We start from the raw sequence: 25,021 nt of genomic DNA, 5'->3' as shown, positions 1-25,021 counted from the left end.
TACAATATTTTATTAGCTAAAAAAATGAGGAAATAAATATGACAAATAAAGTTTTTGACGAAATTTTAGACAAAATAAAAGAATACCAAACAATTATATTACATAGACACCAAAGCCCAGATCCAGATGCAATTGGCTCACAAGCTGGGCTTGCATGGTCTTTGCAAGAGGCATTTCCTGATAAGAGAATTTTGTGTGCAGGTGAATCAGTAGGAAATCTTGACTGGATTAATACTATGGATGATGTAAAAGATGAAGACTATAAAGATGCATTAGTAATTACTACAGATACTGCAGATACTCCTAGAATATCTGACCAACGATATAAACTAGGAAAATATATCATTAAGATTGATCATCACCCTAATGTCGATCCATATGGTGATTTGCGTTATATAGATCCCGATGCCCCTGCAGCCTCACAAATTATTGTAGATTTTTTAAATGCAGAAAACCTACCAATTAATGATCGCATTGCATTTGCCTTATATGCAGGAATTGTTGGTGATACTGGTAGATTTATGTATCCTGAAACTTCTGCACATACATTTAAAATTGCGGCACAATTAGCAGAAACTGGAATAGATATTAATAAAGTTGCATTAAATATTAGTAATGTCACTTTGGCAGAGGCCAAATTGCAAAGTAGTGTACTTGATTTCATGACTGTAGATCCAAGTGGTGCAGCTTATGCTGTATTAAGTCAAGATACTTTGAAAAAAATGGGTGTTTCAACTGAGCAAGCTTCAGTTACAGTATCTACTCCAGGTAGAATCAAAGATATTATTGCTTGGGTTATTGCTGTTGAATTAGAAGATGGTACTTATAGAATACATTATCGTTCAAAAGGTCCTGTAATTAATCAATTAGCAGCAATACATAATGGTGGTGGACATGCATTAGCAAGTGGCGCAAAGGCAAAAGATAAGGCAGAAATCAAACAAATATATTCTGAGTTAGTAGGTGTTGTAGAAAATTATAATGAAGAACATAAATAATATCTTTGAAGATAATAAAATAAAACCTGAAATTAGAGCTGGATTGCAAAAAATTAACTTTAAACAAGCAACAAAAGTTCAAAATGTCGTAATTCCCAAACTACTTAATAACGAAAGTGTTGCAGTTCAAGCAGCAACAGGTTCTGGAAAAACTCATGCATATTTGATTCCAATTTTAAATATGATCACTGCACAAAAGCAAACTCAAGCAGTAGTGACCGCTCCAAGTAGAGAATTAGCTATGCAGTTGTATCAAGTAGCTAGACAAATTAGGGACGCAAGTAATTTAGAAATTTCGATTAGTTTATTAGCTGGTGGGAATGATCGTGAACGCCAGATTGAAAAAATTAATCATAAAAAACCTCAATTAATAATTGCGACGCCTGGTAGATTAGCAGATTTTGTTAATAAAAAGATTATCATTTTAAATGATTTAAAAATCTTCATTATTGATGAGGCTGATATGACACTGGATATGGGATTTTTAGGTGAAATTGACAAAATCATATCACGCTTGCCTAAAAATATTATTATTGGTGCATTTTCTGCAACAATTCCTGTTAAATTAAAACATTTTTTGAAGAAATATTTGGCTAATCCTAAAGAAATTGTGATTGATAACCCTGCTGTGATTTCTCCAACTATCAAAAATGATTTATTAGATATTGGATCAAAAGATCGCAAGCAAGTACTTTACAAGTTATTAACAATGGGTCAGCCTTATTTGGCTTTAGTTTTTGCAAATACTAAACAAGATGTTGATACACTAGTTGATTATTTGCAACATCAGGGATTAAAAGTTGCAAAAATTCATGGTGGAATCAAAGAAAGAGAAAGAAAGCAAACTTTAAGACAAATTAGAAATGGTCAATTCCAATATGTGGTTGCTAGTGACTTAGCTGCTCGTGGATTAGATATTGATGGTGTATCATTAGTAATTAACTATCAATTGCCCAAAGATTTGGAATTTGTAATTCATAGAGTTGGTAGAACAGGTCGTAACGGATTAAATGGACTTGCTGTAACTTTAATTCGTGAAGAAGAAATGCTTCGAGTTTTAGATTTAGAAAAAATGGGCGTGAAGTTTGACTTCGTGGAATTGAAAAATAATGAATTAGTTCCAAGAACTCATTACCATCGTCGAAGTTTGCGTACTAGTAAAAATGAAAAACTTGATCCAAAATTAATTGGTTATGCCAAAAAAGCTCGTAAAAAGCGTAAACCTGGATATAAAAGAAAAATCAAGCAAGCAATTGCAGAAGACGCTAGACAGAAAAGGAAAATTGCTTTACGTCATGAAATTCGTGCTGCTAAAAGAAAGCGTAGAAACAAACGCATTGACAAATAGCTAGCAAGTAGTAAAATGATTTCAGTTTTAGATATATTTTTTAACTTCATTTATTTAGAGAGAGTTTGTTTGGTGAGAGAACTTTAAATGATTTAAAAAATGCTCCTAAAAAGATTTTAATTAATAATCAAGAGGTAACAAAACACGTTGCAATCAAGGTGGTACCGCGTATTAAAGCGTCCTTGAATTAATTGCACACGTGCTTTTTTTAATTAAAGGAGAAAATGTTTTGAAGAGACTTAATAGCTCTGAATTTAGACAAATGTTCTTAGACTTTTTTAAAGAACATGGACACACAATTATGCCATCAGCTTCACTAATTCCACAAGATGACCCAACTTTGTTATGGATTAACTCTGGTGTTGCTACAATGAAGAAATACTTTGATGGATCAGTAGTACCTAAGAATCCAAGAATGACTAGTTCTCAAAAATCAATTAGAACTAACGATATTGAAAATGTAGGTAAAACTGCTCGTCACCAAACTTTCTTTGAAATGTTAGGTAACTTTTCAGTTGGTGATTACTTTAAAAAACAAGCTGTTCCATGGGCTTGGGAATTTTTGACTAGTCCAAAATGGCTTGGTTTAGATAAAGATAAGTTATATGTAACAGTCTATCCCAAAGATACTGAAGCATATCATTTATGGCATGATGTTAATGGATTGCCTGATGACCATATTGTTAAATTAGAAGATAACTTCTGGGATATTGGTGAAGGCCCATCGGGTCCTGATACTGAAATCTTTTATGATCGTGGCCAAGAAAATAATGATGTGGCACCAGATGATCCAGAAAATTATCCTGGTGGTGAAAATGCTCGTTATCTTGAAATTTGGAATATTGTTTTTTCAGAATTAAACCACTTGCCAGATGGAAGTTATGTTGAACAACCTCATAAAAATATTGATACGGGTATGGGGTTAGAGCGTGTATTGTCAATTTTGCAAGATGCACCAACTAATTTTGAAACTGACTTATTCTTGCCAATCATTCATGAAACCGAAAAGATGAGTGATAACAAAAAATATGCAACTAATAAAGATGATGATATTGCATTCAAAATTATTGCCGACCATGTTCGTGCTGTGTCATTTGCGATTGCAGATGGTGCACTACCATCAAATTCAGGACGTGGCTATGTATTGCGTCGATTAATTCGTAGAGCTGATTTAAATGGCCAAAAACTAGGTATCAATGGGTCATTTTTATATAAATTAGTTCCAATTGTTGGTGAAATTATGGCTTCTCACTATCCAGAAGTCATTGACCAAAAGGACTTTGTTGCAAAAGTAATTAAAAGTGAGGAAGAAAGATTCCAAACCACATTAGAGAGTGGGTTAACTCTTTTAGATGAATTAATTGAAAATGCTAAAAAGTCAGATAACAAGACAATTTCTGGCAAAGATGCTTTTAAGTTGTTTGATACTTATGGATTCCCATATGAATTAACCTTTGAATCCGCACAAGATGCTGGATTAAATGTTGATAAAAAAGGCTTTGATGAGCAAATGGAATTACAAAAAGCTCGTGCTAGAAAAGCTCGTGGTGATTTGCAATCAATGGGTTCACAAGACTTAACTCTTCTTAATTTAAAAGATAAGAGTGAGTTCTTATATGGAACTGAAGAGGTAAAAGATGCCAAATTAATTGATATTATTGTCAATGATAAGTTAGTTAACAAAACTGATAGCGAAAAGGCAATTCTTATCTTCGATAAGACTCCATTTTATGCAGAACGTGGTGGTCAAGTTGCTGATCATGGTAAAATTTATAACCAAGATAATGAATTAGTTGCTGAAGTTTATGATGTTCAACATGCACCAAATGATCAAAATATGCATTATGTAGATATTATTTTGCCACTGCAAAAAGGTGAAAAGTACATTTTGAAAATTGATGCTGCTCGTCGTGCAGGTTTGCGCCATAGTCATACTGCTACTCATTTATTGCATGCGGCATTGCGTCAAGTTCTAGGTGATCACACCCATCAAGCAGGAAGTTTAGTTGAACCAGATTATTTGAGATTTGACTTTACAGCAATGGATCCAATGACTCCGAAGGAATTAGCTAATGTTGAAAGAATAGTTAATGAGGAAATTTGGAAAGCTATTAAAGTAAAGACCACAATCACTGATCCTGAAACTGGACGTAAGATGGGTGCATTAGCTTTATTTAATGGAAAATATGGCGATCAAGTTCGTGTAGTTCAAATCGATAACTTCTCAACTGAATTTTGTGGGGGTACTCATGCAGCTAACACTGAAGAAATTGGTATTTTCAAAATTACTAGTGAACAAGCAGTTGGTGCAGGTACTAGAAGAATAGAAGCTGTCACTTCAAAGAAAGCTTATGAATATCTTGCACAAAAATCTAATTTGCTTGATGAAATCAAAGATACTGTTAAGGCAACTAAAACCGATGATATAATCACTAAGATTAATAATTTGACTGAAGATTTACACCAAAGTGAAAAAGAAGTAGAAAAACTTAACTTACAAATTAACCAAGCAAAAGCTAGTGAATTGTTTAATGACATTAAAACTGTTGGTAACTTATCTGTAATCGCTAAAATTGCTGAAGTCAATGGAATGAATGACTTGCGCGAGTTAGCCGATGATTGGAAAAATAATGCTAAATCAAATGTTTTAGTTTTAGGTGCTAAAAATAATGGTAAAGCTAATATGATAATTAGCCTTGATCAAAAAGCCCTTGATGCTGGATTAAAAGCAGGAGATTTAATTAAGGTAGTTGCACCTATCTTTGGCGGTGGCGGTGGTGGCCGTCCAAATATGGCTCAAGCTGGTGGTAAAAACGCAGCTGGGTTAGATGACGCTTTGCAAAGAGCATTAGATGAAATTGAAGAAAAGCAAAAATAATTGAGTTCAAAAGTTGATTCAAGTAAAATTGAGTAAGGAGGAATTATAATGAGTTCGCTAGATAAGACTATGCATTTTGACTTTAATCAAAATAAAGGCAAGAATGTTTATGACACCTTACAAGAAGTATATAATGCCCTTGAAGAAAAGGGATATAATCCAATTAACCAGATTGTAGGATATTTGCTTTCTGGCGACCCGGCTTATATTCCACGGCACAATGATGCTCGTAATCTGATTTTAAAACATGAACGTGATGAAATCATTGAAGAATTAGTTAAGAGCTATCTTGGAAAAGATAAATAATGCGACTGGCTGGATTAGATGTCGGTTCTAAGACTGTAGGTGTGGCTGTAAGTGATGAATTAGGGATTACAGCACAAAAGGTTGAAACAATTGAAATTGATGAAAACCGCTACAATTTTGGTATGAAGGCAATTAAAAAAATCGTTCGCGAATATGATATTGCTGGCTTTGTTTTGGGATTACCTAAGAACTTAGATGGAAGTGAAGGCTTATCTGTTCAGCGTAGTAAAAACTACGGTGAGCGCTTAGAAAAGAAATTTCATCTGCCAGTATATTATTCTGATGAACGATTAACTACTGTTGAAGCAGATCGAATACTTGTAAATGAAGCTGGTATTCATGATCGGCATGCACGCAAAAAAGTAGTAGATCAAATGGCCGCAGTATTGATTTTGCAAAACTACTTAGATTTACAAAAGAGGAACCTAAATGGCAGTAGAAATTAATCCTGGAAAGGAAAATGATCGTCAAATTACCTTAATTGATGATAAAGGTAATGAAGAATTGTTTGAAATTTTATTCACTTTTCATTCCGATGATTACGATAAATCTTATGTTCTTTTATATCCTGCAGCAATAGGAGAAGGCGAAGATGTTGAAGTTCAAGCATTTAGTTATGACGCTGATGAAGATGGCGATGTAACTAGCAGCGACTTACATGAGATTGAATCTGATGAAGAATGGAACATGGTTCAAGGAGTGCTCAATACATTCTTGGATGATGATAGATTAAGTGGTGAATAATAAAAGAATCGGCTAAGGCCGATTCTTTTTTAAGTTTAATAGGTAAAGTAATGAATCAAAAAATATTAGATATATTAGAATATAGCCACATATTAAAGCAATTAGAGCAACTTGCTGTTACTCAAACTGCTAAAAAAGCAGCTAGACAACTAAAGCCATTAACCCAATATGATACTGTTTTAAAGCAGTTAAAACAAACATTAACCTTAGTTAATATTTTAAGAATAGATGGGCATTTGCCCATAACAGGATTTAATGATGTGAAGCCTAGTGTCAAAAGGCTGCAGATCAAAGCAGATTTAAATGGTCAAGAATTAGGAAATATTTTATTAGTTTTAACTTTGGGACAAGATATTAATAATTTTATTGAAAATGTTGATCCTGAAGAAGTTGATTTGCAACCAATTTCAGAATTATTAGATAAATTAGTTGTTCCGCAAGAACTGCTAGCTGAGCTAAAAAAAGCTGTTGAATTTGATGGAACTATCTTAGACACTGCATCACATGAATTACAAAAACTACGTCATGAAATAATTAGTAATGAATCATTAATTAAAGAAAAAATGGATGGATATCTGAAAGGAAATTCTAGCAAATATCTATCTGAACAAATTGTAACTATTCGTGATGAACGCTATGTTATTCCAGTTAAGCAAGAATATCGTGCTAAGTTTGGTGGCGTTGTTCATGATCAAAGTGCTAGTGGTCAAACTTTATTTGTGGAACCTGAAGCAATAGTTAATTTAAATAATCACCAACAAAATTTGATTGCTAAAGAAAAACAAGAAATACATCGAATATTAAAGCAATTATCTAAATTAGCTCGTAATTCTACACATGAAATCAAAAATATTGCCTCTGGATTAACTGAGCTAGATTTTTTGCAAGCAAAAGCTAGATTAGCCAAAAAGATGAAGGCAACAGAGCCTTTATTAAATGAAAAACATCAGATTAATTTGTTAAATGCAAGACATCCATTAATTGATCCTGAAAAAGTAGTTCCTAATAACATTAGATTAGGTAGTGACTTTGATATGATGCTAATAACTGGACCTAATACTGGTGGTAAAACTATCACATTAAAGACCATTGGATTATTGCAAGTGATGGCTCAATCTGGATTATTCATTCCAACAAGTGATGGCAGTCAAGTTGGAGTATTTGAAGAAATATTTGCGGATATTGGTGATGAACAATCAATTGAACAATCATTGAGTACATTTTCATCACATATGATTGATATTATTTCAATTATGAAAAATGCTAATAAAAACTCTTTAGTTTTAATTGATGAAATTGGTGCTGGGACTGATCCTGAAGAAGGTGCTAGCTTAGCTATCAGTATTTTGGATTATTTGCGTGATCATGAGTCTAAAATTATGGTTACTACTCATTATCCTGAATTGAAATTGTATGGCTATAATCGTCCTAAAACGACTAATGCGTCAATGGAATTTGATATTAAGACACTGTCTCCAACATATAAGTTGCAAATTGGAATACCTGGACATTCTAATGCTTTTGCAATCGCTAAAAGGTTAGGGATGCAAGACAATGTTGTCGAAAATGCACGTAAATTAATGAGTGATGATGATTCAGATATTAATCAAATGATTGATAAGTTAAATACTCAAACTAAAATTGCAACAGCAGATAGATTAAAACTGGAAAAGCAACTATCCGTTGGTGGCAAGATAGTAAAACAATTGCAAGATGCAATAGATATTTATAATCAAAGAGCTAATGAACAGATGGAACTTGCACAAGAGCGTGCAAATGAAATTGTAGCTAAAAAGCGCCAAAAAGCGGATAAAATTATTGCTGAATTAGAAGCCCAAAAACAAAATGGGGTTGGTGTTAAAGAAAATAAATTAATTGACGCTCGTGGTCAGTTTAATAAGTTGGAAAAACAAGCTGATAATTTAGCTCATAATAAAGTTTTACAAAGAGAAAAGAAAAAGCATCATGTTAAAGTTGGTGATCAGGTAAAGGTCTTAACTTATGGTCAAACAGGAGTAGTAACTAAAAAGTTATCTGCTCATGAATTTGAAGTTCAGATGGGAATTATGAAAGTTAAGGTATCTGATCAAAACTTAGAAAAAGTGGCTTCAGAAAAAACTAAACAGCCAAAGATAAATGTATCTTCAACTAGACCAATGCGAACAAGTAGTGTTCGTAGTGAATTAGATTTGCGTGGTCAAAGATATGATGAAGCAATGACTAATTTAGATCGTTATATGGATGCGTCATTGCTTGCAGGATTAGGTACTATAACAATTATTCATGGGATTGGGACAGGTGCTATTCGCACGGGAGTGTGGAATTATTTGAAAAAGAGCAAGCATGTAAAAAGTTTTAATTATGCACCAGCTAATGAAGGTGGTAATGGTGCAACGATTGTACAATTAAAATAAGCTAACTTACTTGCAAAAAGTAAGTGCTTTGGCTATGATAATTGTATCAATAAAAAGCGAGGTAAATAAAATGGTTGAAGCAATCACAGATCAAAACTTTAATGACGAAACAAAAGATGGCGTAGTTTTAACAGACTTTTGGGCAACTTGGTGTGGACCTTGTAAAATGCAATCTCCAGTAATTGACAAAATTGCTGAAGAACGACAAGATGTTAAGTTCACTAAAATGGATGTTGACCAAAATCCGGATACACCAAAAGAATTTGGGATTATGGCAATTCCAACTTTGCTTATTAAAAAGGATGGTAAAGTTGTAGATCGATTAACTGGATATACACCAAAAGAGAAGTTAAATGAAATTTTAGATCAATATACTGACTAATTATAAAGAAAAAACCGTTAAGCTATAAAAGCTCAGCGGTTTTTTGAATGCAAAATATTTAATTTTGTGAGTTTTGATTTTGACTTTGGTCTGTTTGTGAGTTAACAAATTGTGGTTGACCTTGAGTCATTTGTTGGTTAGCAACTGGAGCTTGGTTCATATTTTGATATTGTGATTGACCTGAGTTTTGTTGCTGGTTAGCAAATTGAGGTTGTGCTTGGTTTTGATATTGCATCTGTGGAGCTATATTTCCTACAACAAAGCCTTTTGATAGTAAAGCATTCCTAGATGAAACATCACTTGGCATATATCCTGCTTTTAATAAGTCATTTATGTATAACTTGTTGCAAATATTATCATAACAACACTTGCTCCCATGCCCGCTGCAGATATTATTGTTATGCACCCTAGTAAAGATTCCAATGCAAAAATAATTAAAGCCCATTTTCCATCGCCACGAAATAGAGCAGGCCAAAAGCCAAAGAAAAAGGTTGTCCAAGAAAATCCAACTTTAACTTGCTTAAATTGATTAGTTGTTGGATTCATAAGATTTATTTTCAAAATAATATCCTCCTAAAGTAAAAATAAACTTTTTGTTTTTAATCAAATAGACAAAAACATATATATTTTAGCATACGTGAATTTGAAAAAATACCTAAATATTTAATATAAAAAAACAGAGAGCCAACAATTGACTCTCTATTTAATGAAGTGATTCGGGTGAGATTCGAACTCACGACCCACGGTTTAGAAGACCGTTGCTCTATCCAGCTGAGCTACCGAACCGGAACGTATTAAATTATACGGAAGTTAAAAGTGAAAGTCAAATACTTTTCCAATTTATTTTTTGGTATAATTGATTCTTCTAGCAAAGTGACAGCATTTTTTCTATAATATATATTGTACGTCTATTTAAATAGATTAGGAGACTTAAATTATGGATTTTACAGAAGTATTTAATAAAGAACGAGCTACACGACGCTTTTCAAGTAAACGTGTTAATCAAAAAACAATTTCAGAAATTGTCAAAAAAGCTCAACAATCACCATCTTTGCTTAATTCACAACCTTGGCGTGCTTATGCAATTACAGGCAATGCCTTGCTTGAATTGAGAAAAGAATATAAAGAATATGTTCGAGAGAATAAGCCAGTAGGTGAAGATTTTGCTACAATGTTATCAATTGATTGGTCGACTTTTCCTAGTCAAAATATGGCAATGATGGGTGCTTCAGTTACTTATTTTTTGCATAATAAAACTGATATTTTTAATGAAGCAAATAACGATATGTTTAATGCGCCTTTGATTTTATTTTTGACTATACCAAAAAAATCACCAGCATGGTCTGTATTTGATTTGGGTATTTTTGCTCAAAGTATAATGTTACTTGCTATAGACAAGGGGTTAGATACTATGCCTGCACATTCATTAGTAGCATATCCTGAGCTGATCAGAAAATATACTGGGATTCCTGAAGATGAATCTGTTGGAATGGGAATTGCTTTAGGTTATAGTGAAGCTCATGCAGAAGTAAATCGTGATATTTATATTCCACAGAGAGTTCCATTTGACAAGATATTTAAAATTACAAAATAATTTTTAATAGAGTTAATAAAAACAAATGTAAGGTTTAAGGGAGAAAATAATATTGGATACGAGTCATATAGTGACTAATTTAATAGCTATTTTAATTATTTTTATATTTGCGGCATTTTTTGTAGCTGCAGAGTTTGCATTAGTTCAGACTAGACCCAGCCAGCTTGAAGATTTATTAGCTCAAAATGAAGGCAATTCTAAGAAGTTGAAACGTGCGCTGCACATGGTTCATAACTTGAATGAATATTTATCAACAACCCAAGTTGGTACATCCTTAATTGGTATTATTTTAGGTTGGATTGGTGAAGAAACAACTACTTCTTTATTAGTTAAAGTATTTGGTGCAACTCATTTAATTTCTACAAGTAGTGCTCATATTATCGGACCTGTTATTGGAATTATCTTATTAACTTATTTAGAAGTTGTTTTAACTGAAATTGTTCCTAAAAATATCGCTATTGATATTCCATTAAAAATGTTGATAGCAGTGGTAACACCTCTAGCTATTTTTCATACATTAGTGTATCCATTTGTATGGCTATTGAATGTAAGTGCAAATGGAATTGTGAAGTTACTAGGATTCCAAGAAGCTGATGAAGAAAATCAAGTTTACTCACAATCAGAAATTTTGCGCTTATCAAGAAATGCCGTTTCAAGTGGCTCACTAGATCAAGATGATCTGAAATATATGGAGCGTGCATTTGAATTAAATGACAAAGACGCAAAAGACATTATGACTGATCGAACTAGATTAACAGTGTTAGATGCAACAGATACTATTAAAACAGCACTTAAGATGTATTTGGAAGATGGCTTTAGTAGATTTCCTGTAGTGCGCGATAATGATAAAGACGATATAGTTGGTTATGTTTATGCATATGATATTGTCCAACAAAGCCAAGAAAATATGCTAATGCCAGTTACCAGAATTATTCGTGCGATGATTACAGTACCTGAATCAATGCCAATTCAAGATATCTTGCAATTAATGATCAAAAAGCATACTCCAATTGTTTTAGTTGTTGATGAATATGGCGGCACTAGTGGAATAGTTACTGATAAAGATATCTATGAAGAATTATTTGGAACAATTAAAGATGAAATTGATGATGTTTCTGATGAATACATAATCAAAGATAGGTCTGGTATTAAAGTTTCAGGAAAAACTACTTTATATGACTTTGAAAGATACTTTCATGATAAGATTAAAAGCTTCCAAGATAGCGATATTATTACTGTAGGTGGATATATGATGGAACATTATCCTGACTTGAAAAAAGGGGATAGTGTTGAAGTTGAAGGTTATAAATTTACTGTTGAAGATATTGAACAAGGATTTTTACGCTGGTTTATTGTAGAAAAACTTCCTAAAAAAGCGAACAAATCTTCAGAGATAAATAATTATAATTAAGAATGACAAAAAATACATTTTCGTAAAAAGAGATGTATTTTTTTGTTATTATGGTATAATAATTGCATTAAATTAGTGCTTTAAAAAGGAAGAAATCATGGCAAAAGAAGACAATATCGAGCAAGTCATTGATCGTGTTTTATTTTCAAAAGAAAAAATTGACGACATTACTAAAAGATTAGGTAAGCAATTGACTAAGGATTATGCAGGAAAAAATCCTGTGGTAGTTGGTGCCTTAACTGGAGCAATATTTTTTATGACTGACCTGGTTCGTCATGTTGATGTCAAAATGCAATTAGATTTCATGGATGTTTCAAGTTATGGTGACAGTATGGAATCAAGTGGTAAAGTTAAGTTAGTTAGAGATTTAACTACTGATATAAAAGATCGCGATGTTTTAATTGTCGAAGATATTGTTGATACAGGTCATACTTTAAAATTCATGAAAGACAATTTGTTAAAACGTGGTGCTAAGAGTGTTAAGTGTTGTGTTTTACTAGATAAACCTGCTCGCAGAGAAATTAATGTTGATGTTGATTATGTTGGTTCTGAAGTAGGTAATGAATTTGTAGTGGGGTATGGGTTAGACTTCATGAAGTTGTATCGCAATATTCCATTTATTGGGGTACTGAAACCAGAAATCATCAATAAATATTTGAAATAATTGTATATATAAAAAATCCAAGGCAGACATGCTAACCTTGGATTTTTTTATTGTCGTTTTTTTGTATAAAAGTAAATTGGTAAACCAAGTAGAGTTAATCCAATGCCAACTACTGATAACCAGAACTGGTTAATAATTGTTGAGATGATAATGAACAATCCACCACCAATTGAAATAATTGGGATGATTGGATATAGTGGCACTATAAATGGACGTTTTAATTTTGGCTCACGATGTCTCAAAATAACAACTGAAATAGAAATTAGGGTTGTAAATGACCACATAACAAAAACTAACATATCACTTAGCAAGTTGAATGATCCTAAGACTATCATGATTAAAGAAATCACATAGATAATTAAAGCGCTAATTACTGGAACCCCAGTTGTAATATTTGCCCGACCAATTTTATCAGAAAATGGAATTAATTTGTTTTGAGCTAATAAATATGGTGTTCTAATACCTGTTAACAAAAATCCATTAGCTGCACCATATACTGAAACTAAAATACCTATAGTCACTAATTTTCCTCCTAAACTACCAAATAATTTGATGGAAGAATAAAATGCAGTATTTGAATTACCAATAATTTCTTTAAATGGTAATACATTCATGAAAGTATAGTTAATCAATAAATAAATGACTGTTGTAGCTGCTAAACCAAAAATAATTGCACCAGATAGGTCTTTTTCTGGATTCTTAACTTCACCTGCTAAATTAGTTACATTAATCCAACCTTCAAAAGCAAATAATGCAGATAATAACCCAGAACTTAATGCGGTTGCAAAGTTTTTGCCAGCACCTGCTGCAACAGGGAATAGTTCAACATTACCACTACCATGAACAAAAAATAATCCCCAGATAATAATTAAAGCAATAGGAATTATTTTTAAAATAGTAATTACTGATTGCATCTTGCTAGAAAATTTAGTTCCAATGAAGTTAATCCCTAGCAAAAAAGTAACTAAAATTAGTGCTGTCGGCATTGCAAAAGAAGCTTTTAAACCAAATAACGCTACAAATTGGGTTCCAAAGATAGTGGCTAAAGCTCCAATTTGTGCTGGAAAATACACAATCATCTGTGCCCACCCAAATAAAAAGCCCCATACTTTACCATAGGTATATTCTAAATACTCCATAGTTCCATTTACTGGCAGTGCAGCAGCTACTTCAGATACAGTTAATCCGGATGCAATGGAAATTATTCCAGCAACGACCCACACTAATAAAGTTAAAGAAGTTGAACCAGTTTGCTGAGTGATGGTACCGATTTTGAAAAATACACCGGCTCCAATTACAGTACCAATAACTGTTGCCAATGCCTGGGTAAAACTAATTTGTCTTTTCACATTAAAACCTCGTTTTTTAGACTTGTGAATTCTATTATACTAGAGGAGTTGCCTTTGAGTATAGTAAAAAAATTAGCTAAAATACTAAGGGAGGGTTTTTATATGAAACATTATCGTCATAAATGGACATTACCTGCAATAATTGTTTTGCTAGCGTTGGTAATTATAGTATTATTTTTTGCAGTAAATAATTATTTTAAACAAACAACACTGCCACATGGCGATAATCTTAGTGTGATTGGAGTGCAACTAGATCAAAATAAGCCTAATGTAGACTTACATCAATTGCAAGATCATGGCATTTCATTTGTATATTTAAAAGGAACCCAAGGTAAATCGTATTTTGATGATTCATATGATATTTATCGTGAACAAATACAAGGCACTAAGATGGCTTTTGGAACAATAGTTACTATATCTAATCAATCAAGCATTCAAGATCAGTGGCAATATTATCAAACTAAAATTGGGGATAATTCTGGTAGTTTACCTGTAATTTTAGTTCCAGCAGTTCAATCAATTGATAGTAACTTTTTGAAAAAAATTGCAAAGTTTGCGCAATTATTAACGATGACAAATAAAAAAGTAATGGTCATGACAGATTATGCTAATCATAAATATTTCCCTGCAAATACCAGGTACTTAGCATTTACCAGTAATTTACCCAATAAAAATAAAACCCAATATGCGTTTTGGCGTTATACTACTACAGGTAGAGTCAATAAAGTAGCTGGGTTAGAGCAAAACGTTACAATGTTTGCATATAACGGTAGTGTTAATCAATATAAAGCCCAATATGGACAATTAATTCAATAAAAAGGAATCAAGATGTATACAAAAACTATTCAAAATGTATTGCAAAAGCAAAATAAGACGACCCCAACTTTAATTCAAGAAAAGACATATGATGCAATAAAAAATGGGGCTAGTGTTATCGGATTAGCAAAGACTGGAACTGGAAAAACTCTCGCATATAGCTTACCTGCCTTAGAAAATATCACGCCAGGAAATAAAAATTCACTAGTAATCTTTGAACCAACTACTGAATTAGCAATTCAAACAAGAAATGCAATTTTACCATATGTTAAAGCTTTGAATTTAAATACAATCGCGTTAGTTGGTGCTGGCAATAGAAGTCGTCAAATTGAGCAATTAAAAAAGAAGCGACCAGAAGTGTTGATTGTGACTCCTGGAAGGTTTTTTGATTTGTTTTCAGATAATAAAATTAAGCTTAATCAAATTGAAAAACTAATTATCGATGAAGCAGATGATATTTTAGAGTTTGCAAAATTAGATTTGCTGGAAAGCTTAGGGCAAAACTTAGCTTCAACAAGCCAAGTATTACTATTTGGAGCAACACAATCGCAGATTACTAAAGGGGCTGAGCAGATGTTTGCTAGACAATTTTTATTAATTGATGTAAGACCTGATCAAACTAGCAAAGTTGAACATGGATTTTTGCAAGTATCTAATCGATATAAAAATGAATTTTTACAGCGATTAGTAAAAGTTGATGGATTCAAGGGAATTTTATTTTTTGATTCGAATTATACATTAGAAAAATTCGCTTCAATTTTTGCTCATAGTAAAACTAAGTTTTCAATATTAACTACTGTTCAAAATAAAGAAAAAAATTCTCAAGTATTAAAACAATTAGCTGATGGAAAAATCAGATTATTACTGGCAACTGATTTGGCTGCTAGAGGGTTAGATATTAAGGATCTAACTTATGTAGTTAACTATGAATTACCTGAAGATAAAAATACTTACTTGCACAGAAGTGGAAGAACTGGTCGGATGGGTAATGCTGGACATGTAATTACAATTGGTGATGATCATGACTTCAGAGATTTAAGGAAATTAATTAGTCCAATTAAGTTAGAAAAAGTATATTTTGACGGCTTCCATTTAACAACTAAAGCGCCAAAGAAAAATCAAGATGTTGTTGTAGTAACTAAAAAAGTGCATCATAATAAGAAAAGAAAACGTAATCAGAAAAATAAAGGTTATCATCCAAAACATAAAGCTGGGGGCAAAAATTGAAACGATTTGCTAATTTATTAGAAAGATATATATTGCCATTTGCTAATAATCTGGCTCAAATACGATGGTTAGTAGCATTAAGGGATGCTTTTATTTCTACAATGCCAATAACTATGGCTGGTTCAATTGCTGTTTTAATTATTAGTTTAATGCGTGCAGCAAAAACTGAATTGGGCTGGGTGTGGTTATATAATTCAGCTCAACCTGTTATTGCAATCTCAAATTTAGTTTGGAATGGAACCTTTGCACTATTTTCATTATATTTTGCATTAACTTGGGGTTATCAATTGGCTAAAGCCTTTGAAACAAATAGATTAGCAGGTGCCGTGGTATCTGTTGGATCATTTGCGATGAGTATTGCTAATGTTGCAAAAATCAAGATGGATAATCAAACCATAGATATTAAAAATGCATTTAATATCGCTCAATTTTCAACTACTGGATTATTTACAGCGATGTTATTTGGTGCAATTGGAGTTGCAGTATATATTGTATTGTTAAAAGCTAGAATAATAATTCACTTAAATGCAAGATTACCTCACGCCCAAGATGTTGCCTTTACTACATTAGTTCCGATAGTTATTGCACTAAGTGCAGTTGGTACAATTAATTATTTGTTTCAAAGAATCACTGGGACTTATTTTGGTAATTGGTTATTAAAAGCAATTCAAGCCCCACTAGTAAAAATGGGGCAAGGCTTTGGCATGGTAATGCTGATAACATTTTTAGTTCAAGCATTTTGGTTTTTAGGAATTAATGGTTTAGGAGTATTAACTCCAGTATTAGAGTCAATATGGATGACTCCCCAAAATGTTAACTTAACTGCTGCTAGATTAGGTCATCCAATTCCATTTCATTGGGTAAGATCATCATTTGATGTATTTGCTTGGTTTGGTGGCGCTGGTGGTACGCTAGTTTTAGTAATTGCATTATTAATGTTTTCAAAAAGAACAGATTATCGAACCTTAGCCAAAGTTGCCTTAGCACCTAGTGTGTTTAATATAAATGAACCTATTGTATTAGGATTGCCAATAGTTTTGAATCCAATATATATGATTCCATTTATAGTAGCACCAATGGTTAATGTGGCAATCTCTTATGTAGTGACGCTACTAGGCTGGGTCAATCCAGTTCAAGTAGCAGTTCCAAGTATCTTGCCACCAATTTTGAATGCATATTTAGCATGTAATTATGACTGGCGAGCAATTGTGTTAGTTATTTTTAACATGATAATTGCTTTATTTATTTGGTATCCATTTGTTAAAGCAGCAGATAAAATTGCTGAAAATAGTGAACCAAGAAACTTTTATAATTTGGAATACTAAAAGTTTAGTAAATATGGTAAAGTAGATAAGTATTCCATAAGGCCCTGTAGCTCAGCAGGATAGAGCGACTGTCTCCTAAACAGTAGGTCATCAGTTCGATTCTGATCAGGGTCATAATTTTTAAACGCCACATATATTATTCTTGTTAGACTAGCCAATATTAGCGTAAAATACTAATGAAACTCTAAAAAATCAAGAAAAACAAATTGAGTTATTGCAAGAAAAAATTAGACAGCTGCAGTTAATGCAAAAGCAAACTCCGCAAAAAATCACTCCTCAAGAGCATAATCGTCCTATGGATTAAAAGAGCTGCAAGATAAAAAACCAGATTTATAACAACTAAGATTCAGATAGCTACTGTTCAAGGGATGATTAAGAGATTATTTTTCAATGATGATGAATAAGATAAGCAAAGTGTAGGTTAATATGACTTCATTATTGTTGATGAAGCACACCGTGGTTATGCCGAAGATAAAAAATATGTTTTATCTTCAGATGCCGTAAAATTTATTTCGAATGAAGCATTGGATAAAAAATTCCTTTTGTATGGAATAAATAGTAACGTATATAAAATGCAAGTTAGCGCTAAGCTTCAGGGTTCAGCTAGGCCAAGAACAAGTTTAAAAAAGTTAAAGAATCTTTATTCTCCCACTCCCTCCACTTGCTGAACAGAAACGAATCGTTAATAAAATTACTGTATTATTCTCCCTCATTGAAGATAAATAATGTGGTATAACTTTGTCGTATAGGATATTTCAAGCAAAGATTTTCAAGATAATTGAATAATTCCAATTAATATGTAACAATGCCCTTATCGACAGATTTATGTCGACAATGAAAATGGTCTTTTATAGTATTGCTCAGAGTGATGAGCGAGGCATGTATTAATTTCATTAGAATGATGTATCCCTCTTTTTTATCCAATAACTGTAGACTTTAAAAGTTATTTTTTTGCATTTTTAGAAAATTGACAAATCAAAAAAATTTCAATTTCCAACACAAAATACTTTGAACTCTGATTATGAATATGCTATCATCAAACTAAAGTTTTTTAAGGAGGAACATGCCAAATGTCTAACATCAAATTTGTTAATGCAAATACTTGTTGTAGTGGATCGCGTCTAGTGACCCACGATTTGGCGTGTTTGCTTTTATGATGAATTAACACCATAAATTTATATAATCAGGGTTACTAAAAGACGCAGGATGAATTATCTCGCGTCTTTTTTTGTTTCCAAAATTTATGGTTTGCTTCAAATTAAAAGAAAACACAGCTATTAAGAAAGGAAAAAAGAATGTGGAATTTATTGCAAACAGCACTGCCTCAGTTACTAGAAGCGGGGTTTAAATATACGATCCCTTTAGCAATTGTCTCATTTTTCTTTGGGATGATCTTAGCACTAATCACCGCTATGATTCGTATCTCAAAACAAGATGGTGCTTTTAAAATACTAAAGGTAATTGCCAAGTTTTATGTGTGGCTATTTCGTGCGACACCTTTACTAGTGCAACTGTTTATTGTTTTTTTTGGATTACCATATCTAAAAATTAAGGGGATTTTACCTAATGGAATAAAACTAACACCCTTTGTTGCAGGTGTAATCACTTTTTCTTTAAATACTGGTGCCTATGCATCAGAAACTATTAGAGCAGCGATTTCATCTGTTCCAAAAGGACAATGGGATGCAGCTAATGCTATTGGGATGACACGCTGGCAAATACTTAAAAGAATAATCTTGCCTCAAGCATTAAGAGTTGCACTGCCACCTTTATCAAACAGTTTTATTAGTTTAGTTAAAGACACATCTCTTGCTGCATCAATTACTATTATGGAAATGTTCGCTGTCAGCCAGCAGATTGCTGCAGAAAACTACCAGCCTTTAATCATGTATACCCTAGTCGCTGCAATTTATGCGGTCTTTACGACAGTCTTGACATACCTTCAAGGATATCTAGAAAAACGACTAAATGCATATGTGAATGTTTAGAGAGATAATGCAATGAAAATACAAGCAATTAATAAAACCTTTGGGCAAAAACAAGTCCTAAAAGATGTCAGTATTGACTTCCCTAAAAGCAAAACAACTGTGATTGTAGGGCCATCTGGTTCAGGTAAATCGACCATCTTGCGTTCACTTGATTTATTAGAATTACCAGATAGTGGTATTTATGAGTTTGATGATAATCTACATTTTGATTTTTCCAAAAAAATAGGTAATAGTGAAAAAATTTCGGTTCGAAAAAAGACAGGTATGGTTTTTCAAGATTACAACTTATTTGCTAATAAAAATGTGTTGGAAAACCTAATTGAAGGTCCAACTCAAGTCCTTAAGCAAAAACCAGAGATTGCAATTAAAACTGCTAAAGAATTATTGCAAAAAGTAGGCTTAGCTGATTATGAAACAATGCATCCTAATCAATTATCAGGCGGGCAAGCGCAAAGAATTGCAATCGCTAGAGCCCTTGCAATGAAGCCAGAATTCATTTTTTTAGATGAGCCAACTAGTGCCCTTGATCCAGAATTAGAGTTAGAAGTATTAAAAGTTTTATTGCAACTAGCAAAAGATAAGCAAGCTATGGTCATTGTGACTCACAATTTAGTCTTTGCTAAAAAAATTGCCGACAAAATTGTCTTTATTGAAGATGGGCAAGTCTTGTATGATGGCGATCCAAAACAATTTTTTGCTGAAGATAATCCAAACATGAGAATTAAAAACTTTATCTCAGCTATGACTATGGCCAATTTATAAATTAAGTAATATAAGGAGTAATAAAAAAATGAAAAAGAGAAGTTCAATTATTATTAGTGTTGTAGCAGTAATTGTAGCAGTTTTAGGTTTTGCTTTGATAAATAAAAATAATAACCATAATCAGCCCCAAAATGCTGTAACAAAAGAATTAGTTCATCCAGGCCAATTAACTATTGGTATTGAGGGAACCTATCCACCGTATGCTTATCGCAATAAAAATGGCCAATTAGTAGGACTTGAAGTAGAGCTTGGCAAAGATGTAGCCAAAAAAATGGGCTTAAAAGCAGTATTTGTACCAACTAAATGGGATTCACTTGTTGCAGGGCTTGGCTCAAAACGCTATGACACCGTAATGAACAACATGACAAAAACTCCGCAAAGAGCAAAAAACTATAATTATTCTATTCCATATATGAAGTCACATTCAATTTTGATTGTATCTAAAAATAATACAGCTGTTAAGAACTTAAAGGATATTAAAGGCAAAAAATTAGCTGCAGGTATTGGTACTGATAATGCCAAGATTATCAAAGACTTTGGTGGAATTTTTGTACCAGATGGTGGTGAATTTGCCAATGCTATTGAAATGATTCGTGAAAATCGAGTTATTGGAACAGTTAATTCAAAAGAAGCTTGGCAAACTTATTCTAAAAAAACTAATCCTAAAGATTTCAAAGTTTATGATGTATCAAATGAAGTAGCACCATCAAAGATTTCTGCATTATTTAATAAAGATACTCCTAAACTTCAAGCAGGATATAATAAAGCTTTGAAGAGTTTGATTGACGATGGAACTGTAAAAAGACTAGCAATCAAATACTTTGGCTATGATGTTACTAAATAAAATATTTTATTGAAAAGCATATCAAAAACTGGGATTATCTTAAGAATAAAAAATATTTGAGTAGTCAAGCTAAACAGATTTAATTTATATAATACGAGGAAGAATTATATGAACTTAGAAATGAAACTACAAGATGTGCGTGATGAAGCTGTAAAACAAGAGCAGCTTAATGGGTTGAAGAAATCACAACTTTCATTAAAGGATCTAAACATACCAAAAGATGCAATCTTTAAACAATAAAAAATAGATATGGTAATACTTCTCAGACGCACAAATTCGTAAAATATGAATTAGTTTGACTTAAAGGTTTGAATGACACGTGTTGTTCAAACCTTTTTGCACTTTTGGATCTTGCACTTTAAAAAGTTAAGAGATTAGTTACAAACTAACTATTGCCAAATGGTCAAAACGCATTATAAAATAATACTTTGTATAAAAGAAAGAGATTGATATGGACAAAATCAAAAACTATATAAGTATTTTTATTTTTGCGTTTTTAGGTGGATTGTCACGCTATTTATTAGGTATACATTTTGCAGATATGGGAACTATAATTGCAAATGTTAGTGGATGTTTTATCCTAGCATTTTTAACTTATTTTTTTATTGAATTTAAATCCCTTGCGCAATGGTTAACTGTTGGATTAGGAACGGGCTTTGTAGGAGCATACACTACTTTTTCAAGTTTTAATTTAGATATGTTGAAACAAATACAAGCAGGATTAAGTAGCAAAGCATTAATTTATTTTGTAAGCTCAATTATTTTAGGATTAGTTTTTGCTTTTATTGGAATGCAAATAGGCAAAATAGCTGGTAGTAAATTAAGGAGTAAAGATTATGAATAGTTTATTATTAGCTGGAGTGGGTGCTGGTATAGGAGCATGTTTGCGATATTGGATAACTAATTATGGTAAAAAGCGCTGGAAATACAATTGGCCGCTTCCTACATTATTTATTAACTTAACTGGTGCATTCATTTTAGGGATTATTTATGCATTGAAAGTAAATACTGCTACTTATGCATTAGTTGGTACAGGAATTTTGGGTGGATATACTACTTTTTCTACAATGAATGTTGAATTATTGAGTTTATTACATGACAAAAGTCAAAGAGGTTTTTGGCTTTATTTTATCAGTACATATCTAGGAGGATTTGTCTTAGTTTTTGCTGGATTTTATGCTGGAAAGGTTTTTTAAGATGGAAAAATTTAAATTTACTAAAGCTGAAAAGATCTTTTTGATACTGGCATTAATTGTCTTTTTAGGAGTTTTTATCTCAAGTTCAATGACATATCGACAGCAAGAAATTCATCCAGGGATGATGAATAGAAGATTTGCTTTGATAGAAAATATGGTAGCAAATTTTAATATTCCATATGGTGGTGTCTGGCACAATATTCATAGTGATGGAAAAGCTGGGCTAACAGAATTTGTAATGAGAAAAGCGGCACATTTTGGATCATATTTTTTGTTAGGGATATTTTCTTTTTTGGGATTTAAAAGGATTTTCAAAATAAAATATGTAGCGCCAATTTTTGTTTGGTTATCAGTGACTGGACTTGCTGCATTTGATGAATTTCATCAGTTTTTAACAGGGGATCGAACACCAAGCATACATGATGTAATCTTAGATAGTATGGGATGTTTATTAGCAATTGTTATTGCTAGTGTGATTTTAATATTAAAAAAGCAAAAAAATTAATTTAGTAAATTGAAATTAAAACACTAGTGAGTTATTATTATTTAGGTCAACAACTATTTAGAGAAAGAAGGATCCTTATGTCAGGACATTCAAAATGGCACAACATTCAAGGCCGCAAGAATGCACAAGATGCAAAGAGAGGTAAGATTTTCCAAAAATTATCTCGTGAAATATACATGGCTGCAAAAAGTGGTGGTCCTGACCCTTCAGGGAATCCTAACTTGCGCTTGATGATCGATAAGGCTCGCTCAAATAACATGCCTAAAGATAATATTCAACGTGCGATTAAAAAAGCTGAAGGTAACTCAGAAGAACATTACGATGAAATTATATATGAAGGCTATGCACCAGGTGGTGTAGCAGTTTTAGTAGAAGCTTTAACTGATAATAAAAACAGAACAGCTTCTGCAGTTAGAGTTGCATTTACCAGAAATGGTGGTAGTTTAGGTGCAACTGGATCTGTTGCATACATGTTCGATCGTAAAGGCTACATTGTAATTGATAGAAGCACAACTGATGCAGATGAAGATCAAGTATTACTTGATGTAATGGATGCAGGTGCAGATGATTTACAAACTAGTGATGATGCTTTTGAAATCTATACAGATGCTAAGCAATTTACTCAAGTTAGAGATGCTCTTGAAAAAGCAGGATATAAGTTAGCAAATGCTGAACTTACAATGATCCCACAAAACACCACTCCAGTTCCAGATGATAAAAGAGAACAATTTGAACATTTGATCGATGCTTTAGAAGACGATGATGATGTTTCAAATGTTTACACTGCTGCTGAAGACTAGTCTTAAAAGGCTATAGATTTTATATAGAACCCGGAAATTATATTAATTTCAGAGTTCTATTTTTTTAGATAGGGAGTAATGAATGACGAAAAATAATAATGAAAATCCTGGATTAAAACGCTCAATGTCAGCAGGCCAAATGGAGATGATTTCTTTAGGTGGAGCTATTGGTGTTGGGTTGTTTATGGGAGCTGCTTCCACAATTAAATGGACTGGTCCATCTGTAATATTAGCTTATATATTTGTAGGGATCATTTTATATATAGTCATGAGAGCATTAGGTGAAATGCTATATATAAATCCTGGAACTGGTTCATTTGCTGATTATGCAAGTGATTATGTTCATCCAGTAGCTGGATATTTAGCTGAATGGGCTAATGTGTTTCAATATATTGTTGTTGGGATGTCAGAAGTAGTTGCAGCAACTGAATATTTGAAATTCTGGTGGTCTAATATTAGTCCGTTATGGAGTGGATTAATTATTATTGTCTTTTTATTACTTGCAAATTTGGCCAGCACTAAAGCTTATGCATCTCTAGAATTTTGGTTTGCGATGATTAAAGTTATCACAATTATTTTAATGATTATTTTGGGATTATTAGTGATTTTATTAGGAGTTGGTCATAATGGCCATCCAGTAGGATTTAGTAATCTATGGAAAAATGGTGGCTTTTTCACAGGGGGTGTAAAAGGTTTTATCTTTTCAATGTCAATTATTGTAGGTTCTTATGAGGGAATTGAATTATTGGGAATATCAGCTGGTGAAGTTGTTAATCCTCAAAAAGCTATCGTTAAATCAGTTAAATCTGTATTATTTAGAATATTGATTTTTTATGTGGGCGCAATTTTCGTGATTGTTACGATTTACCCATGGGATAAACTTGGCTCAATTGGATCACCATTTGTATCAACTTTTGCCAAAGTTGGAATTACTGCAGCAGCTTCTATCATTAATTTTGTTGTGTTAACTGCAGCTTTATCTGGCGCAAATTCTGGAATTTATAGTTCAAGTCGAATGCTATTTAAATTGTCACATGATAAATATGCACCTAAGACTTTTAAATATGTATCCGAAAGAATTGTTCCAAGTCACGCGATCATTGGGATTGTATCAGGGATCTTTTTAGGTTTTATTGCAAATTTAATTGCATTGAAATTTGGTAAATCTGCTCAAAATATTTTTGTTGTAGTATATAGTTCTTCAGTGCTCCCAGGAATGGTGCCTTGGTTTGTAATTTTGCTTGCAGAATTAAACTTTCGAAAACATAATCCTGATATCATGAAAAAGCATCCCTTTAAACTTCCTTTGTATCCAATCTCAAATTATTTTGCATTAATTTGTTTAATGTTAATTGTTGTATTTATGTTCATCAATCCTGAAACAAGAATCTCTGTGATTGTTGGGATTGTTGTGTTAAGTATAGCTACAGCAGTATATTACATTCATAATCATAAGTAAAATAAATAAAT

At 32.5% G+C, this 25,021-nt stretch carries 26 protein-coding genes and 2 tRNA genes; 24 read left to right on the top strand and 4 right to left on the bottom strand.

Annotated features, from left to right (window positions below; genetic code table 11):
• Window positions 1–38: 38 nt before the first annotated feature.
• From AC38BG_RS06630 to trxA, 8 genes are all read left to right on the top strand, one after another.
• Window positions 39–998: a DHH family phosphoesterase gene (locus tag AC38BG_RS06630; protein ID WP_489937074.1), complete on the top strand. Its 960-nt coding sequence runs from the start codon at window positions 39–41 to the stop codon at window positions 996–998.
• Window positions 991–2,346, top strand: a complete 1,356-nt coding sequence (locus tag AC38BG_RS06625) for a DEAD/DEAH box helicase (protein WP_489937853.1) — start codon at window positions 991–993, stop codon at window positions 2,344–2,346. Before AC38BG_RS06630 ends, AC38BG_RS06625 begins: the two co-directional genes overlap by 8 nt.
• 229 nt (window positions 2,347–2,575) lie before the next feature.
• Entirely contained in the window at window positions 2,576–5,224 is a 2,649-nt protein-coding gene (gene alaS / locus AC38BG_RS06620; protein ID WP_489937073.1) for an alanine--tRNA ligase, read from the top strand.
• Between the two features lie 48 nt (window positions 5,225–5,272).
• Window positions 5,273–5,530: an IreB family regulatory phosphoprotein gene (locus AC38BG_RS06615; protein ID WP_489937072.1), complete on the top strand. Its 258-nt coding sequence runs from the start codon at window positions 5,273–5,275 to the stop codon at window positions 5,528–5,530.
• On the top strand, window positions 5,530–5,976 hold the full coding sequence (ruvX, locus tag AC38BG_RS06610) for a Holliday junction resolvase RuvX (protein ID WP_489937071.1): 447 nt from the start codon (window positions 5,530–5,532) through the stop codon (window positions 5,974–5,976). The genes AC38BG_RS06615 and ruvX overlap by 1 nt, the downstream gene beginning before the upstream one ends.
• On the top strand, window positions 5,960–6,274 hold the full coding sequence (locus AC38BG_RS06605; RefSeq protein WP_489937070.1) for a DUF1292 domain-containing protein: 315 nt from the start codon (window positions 5,960–5,962) through the stop codon (window positions 6,272–6,274). Before ruvX ends, AC38BG_RS06605 begins: the two co-directional genes overlap by 17 nt.
• 50 nt (window positions 6,275–6,324) lie before the next feature.
• A complete protein-coding gene (locus AC38BG_RS06600) occupies window positions 6,325–8,688 on the top strand; it encodes an endonuclease MutS2 (protein ID WP_489937069.1) in 2,364 nt (787 codons plus the stop codon).
• Between the two features lie 70 nt (window positions 8,689–8,758).
• Window positions 8,759–9,070, top strand: a complete 312-nt coding sequence (gene trxA, locus AC38BG_RS06595; RefSeq protein WP_489937068.1) for a thioredoxin — start codon at window positions 8,759–8,761, stop codon at window positions 9,068–9,070.
• 58 nt (window positions 9,071–9,128) lie between these two features.
• On the opposite strand, the gene AC38BG_RS06590 is transcribed toward trxA, so the two are convergent.
• From AC38BG_RS06590 to AC38BG_RS06580, 3 genes are all read right to left on the bottom strand, one after another.
• Complete coding sequence (locus tag AC38BG_RS06590; protein ID WP_489937067.1) at window positions 9,129–9,377, bottom strand: hypothetical protein; 249 nt, start codon at window positions 9,375–9,377, stop codon at window positions 9,129–9,131.
• Window positions 9,378–9,400: 23 nt separating this feature from the next.
• The gene (locus AC38BG_RS06585; RefSeq protein WP_489937066.1) at window positions 9,401–9,631 is read right to left on the bottom strand and encodes a DUF2628 domain-containing protein; all 231 of its coding nucleotides are present in this window, start codon (window positions 9,629–9,631) and stop codon (window positions 9,401–9,403) included.
• Between the two features lie 151 nt (window positions 9,632–9,782).
• A tRNA-Arg gene (locus tag AC38BG_RS06580) sits at window positions 9,783–9,856 on the bottom strand.
• A gap of 151 nt (window positions 9,857–10,007) precedes the next feature.
• Here AC38BG_RS06580 and AC38BG_RS06575 point away from each other — a divergent pair.
• The 3 genes from AC38BG_RS06575 to hpt all read left to right on the top strand — a co-directional run bounded on the left by AC38BG_RS06575 (window position 10,008) and on the right by hpt (window position 12,739).
• Window positions 10,008–10,664 (top strand): nitroreductase, encoded by a 657-nt coding sequence (locus tag AC38BG_RS06575; RefSeq protein WP_489937065.1) that lies wholly within the window; start codon window positions 10,008–10,010, stop codon window positions 10,662–10,664.
• A 52-nt stretch (window positions 10,665–10,716) separates the two neighbouring features.
• Window positions 10,717–12,075 carry a hemolysin family protein gene (locus AC38BG_RS06570; RefSeq protein WP_489937064.1) on the top strand — a complete coding sequence of 453 codons (1,359 nt, stop codon included), beginning with the start codon at window positions 10,717–10,719 and terminating at the stop codon, window positions 12,073–12,075.
• Window positions 12,076–12,172: 97 nt separating this feature from the next.
• Window positions 12,173–12,739 carry a hypoxanthine phosphoribosyltransferase gene (gene hpt, locus AC38BG_RS06565; protein WP_489937063.1) on the top strand — a complete coding sequence of 189 codons (567 nt, stop codon included), beginning with the start codon at window positions 12,173–12,175 and terminating at the stop codon, window positions 12,737–12,739.
• Window positions 12,740–12,786: 47 nt separating this feature from the next.
• On the opposite strand, the gene AC38BG_RS06560 is transcribed toward hpt, so the two are convergent.
• Window positions 12,787–14,088, bottom strand: a complete 1,302-nt coding sequence (locus AC38BG_RS06560) for an APC family permease (protein WP_489937062.1) — start codon at window positions 14,086–14,088, stop codon at window positions 12,787–12,789.
• Between the two features lie 102 nt (window positions 14,089–14,190).
• On the opposite strand from AC38BG_RS06560, the gene AC38BG_RS06555 reads away from it, so the two are divergent.
• The 13 genes from AC38BG_RS06555 to AC38BG_RS06495 all read left to right on the top strand — a co-directional run bounded on the left by AC38BG_RS06555 (window position 14,191) and on the right by AC38BG_RS06495 (window position 25,010).
• A complete protein-coding gene (locus AC38BG_RS06555) occupies window positions 14,191–14,904 on the top strand; it encodes a GH25 family lysozyme (protein ID WP_489937061.1) in 714 nt (237 codons plus the stop codon).
• Between the two features lie 12 nt (window positions 14,905–14,916).
• Window positions 14,917–16,131 carry a DEAD/DEAH box helicase gene (locus tag AC38BG_RS06550; RefSeq protein WP_489937060.1) on the top strand — a complete coding sequence of 405 codons (1,215 nt, stop codon included), beginning with the start codon at window positions 14,917–14,919 and terminating at the stop codon, window positions 16,129–16,131.
• Window positions 16,128–17,456 (top strand): PTS sugar transporter subunit IIC, encoded by a 1,329-nt coding sequence (locus tag AC38BG_RS06545; protein WP_489937059.1) that lies wholly within the window; start codon window positions 16,128–16,130, stop codon window positions 17,454–17,456. Before AC38BG_RS06550 ends, AC38BG_RS06545 begins: the two co-directional genes overlap by 4 nt.
• Before the next feature lie 40 nt (window positions 17,457–17,496).
• A tRNA-Arg gene (locus AC38BG_RS06540) sits at window positions 17,497–17,570 on the top strand.
• Window positions 17,571–18,751: 1,181 nt separating this feature from the next.
• Window positions 18,752–19,444: an amino acid ABC transporter permease gene (locus AC38BG_RS06535; protein WP_489937058.1), complete on the top strand. Its 693-nt coding sequence runs from the start codon at window positions 18,752–18,754 to the stop codon at window positions 19,442–19,444.
• 12 nt (window positions 19,445–19,456) lie between these two features.
• Complete coding sequence (locus AC38BG_RS06530; protein WP_489937057.1) at window positions 19,457–20,206, top strand: amino acid ABC transporter ATP-binding protein; 750 nt, start codon at window positions 19,457–19,459, stop codon at window positions 20,204–20,206.
• A gap of 28 nt (window positions 20,207–20,234) precedes the next feature.
• Window positions 20,235–21,050: a transporter substrate-binding domain-containing protein gene (locus AC38BG_RS06525; protein WP_489937056.1), complete on the top strand. Its 816-nt coding sequence runs from the start codon at window positions 20,235–20,237 to the stop codon at window positions 21,048–21,050.
• A 108-nt stretch (window positions 21,051–21,158) separates the two neighbouring features.
• Window positions 21,159–21,290, top strand: a complete 132-nt coding sequence (locus AC38BG_RS06520; protein WP_489937055.1) for a hypothetical protein — start codon at window positions 21,159–21,161, stop codon at window positions 21,288–21,290.
• A 211-nt stretch (window positions 21,291–21,501) separates the two neighbouring features.
• Entirely contained in the window at window positions 21,502–21,894 is a 393-nt protein-coding gene (locus AC38BG_RS06515) for a fluoride efflux transporter FluC (RefSeq protein ID WP_489937054.1), read from the top strand.
• Window positions 21,887–22,246 carry a fluoride efflux transporter CrcB gene (gene crcB / locus AC38BG_RS06510; protein WP_489937053.1) on the top strand — a complete coding sequence of 120 codons (360 nt, stop codon included), beginning with the start codon at window positions 21,887–21,889 and terminating at the stop codon, window positions 22,244–22,246. The genes AC38BG_RS06515 and crcB overlap by 8 nt, the downstream gene beginning before the upstream one ends.
• A 1-nt stretch (window position 22,247) precedes the next feature.
• Window positions 22,248–22,751 carry a VanZ family protein gene (locus tag AC38BG_RS06505; RefSeq protein ID WP_489937052.1) on the top strand — a complete coding sequence of 168 codons (504 nt, stop codon included), beginning with the start codon at window positions 22,248–22,250 and terminating at the stop codon, window positions 22,749–22,751.
• A gap of 77 nt (window positions 22,752–22,828) precedes the next feature.
• Window positions 22,829–23,551, top strand: a complete 723-nt coding sequence (locus AC38BG_RS06500) for a YebC/PmpR family DNA-binding transcriptional regulator (protein WP_489937051.1) — start codon at window positions 22,829–22,831, stop codon at window positions 23,549–23,551.
• Window positions 23,552–23,633: 82 nt separating this feature from the next.
• Window positions 23,634–25,010, top strand: a complete 1,377-nt coding sequence (locus AC38BG_RS06495; RefSeq protein ID WP_489937050.1) for an amino acid permease — start codon at window positions 23,634–23,636, stop codon at window positions 25,008–25,010.
• Window positions 25,011–25,021 lie beyond the last annotated feature (11 nt).

The organism is Lactobacillus sp. M44, assembly GCF_058130005.1.
The sequence above is the reverse complement of the archived record's forward strand: the minus strand, read 5'-3'. Positions and strand labels throughout refer to the sequence as shown.

Coding starts and splice junctions, on each gene's coding strand:
- trxA (WP_489937068.1), top strand. CDS start 8,759: ATGGTTGAAGCAATCACAGATCAAAACTTTAATGACGAAACAAAAGAT.
- AC38BG_RS06630 (WP_489937074.1), top strand. CDS start 39: ATGACAAATAAAGTTTTTGACGAAATTTTAGACAAAATAAAAGAATAC.
- AC38BG_RS06515 (WP_489937054.1), top strand. CDS start 21,502: ATGGACAAAATCAAAAACTATATAAGTATTTTTATTTTTGCGTTTTTA.
- ruvX (WP_489937071.1), top strand. CDS start 5,530: ATGCGACTGGCTGGATTAGATGTCGGTTCTAAGACTGTAGGTGTGGCT.
- AC38BG_RS06575 (WP_489937065.1), top strand. CDS start 10,008: ATGGATTTTACAGAAGTATTTAATAAAGAACGAGCTACACGACGCTTT.
- AC38BG_RS06605 (WP_489937070.1), top strand. CDS start 5,960: ATGGCAGTAGAAATTAATCCTGGAAAGGAAAATGATCGTCAAATTACC.
- AC38BG_RS06535 (WP_489937058.1), top strand. CDS start 18,752: ATGTGGAATTTATTGCAAACAGCACTGCCTCAGTTACTAGAAGCGGGG.
- AC38BG_RS06530 (WP_489937057.1), top strand. CDS start 19,457: ATGAAAATACAAGCAATTAATAAAACCTTTGGGCAAAAACAAGTCCTA.
- hpt (WP_489937063.1), top strand. CDS start 12,173: ATGGCAAAAGAAGACAATATCGAGCAAGTCATTGATCGTGTTTTATTT.
- crcB (WP_489937053.1), top strand. CDS start 21,887: ATGAATAGTTTATTATTAGCTGGAGTGGGTGCTGGTATAGGAGCATGT.
- AC38BG_RS06555 (WP_489937061.1), top strand. CDS start 14,191: ATGAAACATTATCGTCATAAATGGACATTACCTGCAATAATTGTTTTG.
- AC38BG_RS06525 (WP_489937056.1), top strand. CDS start 20,235: ATGAAAAAGAGAAGTTCAATTATTATTAGTGTTGTAGCAGTAATTGTA.
- AC38BG_RS06500 (WP_489937051.1), top strand. CDS start 22,829: ATGTCAGGACATTCAAAATGGCACAACATTCAAGGCCGCAAGAATGCA.
- AC38BG_RS06505 (WP_489937052.1), top strand. CDS start 22,248: ATGGAAAAATTTAAATTTACTAAAGCTGAAAAGATCTTTTTGATACTG.
- AC38BG_RS06590 (WP_489937067.1), bottom strand. CDS start 9,377: ATGCCAAGTGATGTTTCATCTAGGAATGCTTTACTATCAAAAGGCTTT.
- AC38BG_RS06600 (WP_489937069.1), top strand. CDS start 6,325: ATGAATCAAAAAATATTAGATATATTAGAATATAGCCACATATTAAAG.
- AC38BG_RS06520 (WP_489937055.1), top strand. CDS start 21,159: ATGAACTTAGAAATGAAACTACAAGATGTGCGTGATGAAGCTGTAAAA.
- AC38BG_RS06550 (WP_489937060.1), top strand. CDS start 14,917: ATGTATACAAAAACTATTCAAAATGTATTGCAAAAGCAAAATAAGACG.
- AC38BG_RS06615 (WP_489937072.1), top strand. CDS start 5,273: ATGAGTTCGCTAGATAAGACTATGCATTTTGACTTTAATCAAAATAAA.
- AC38BG_RS06495 (WP_489937050.1), top strand. CDS start 23,634: ATGACGAAAAATAATAATGAAAATCCTGGATTAAAACGCTCAATGTCA.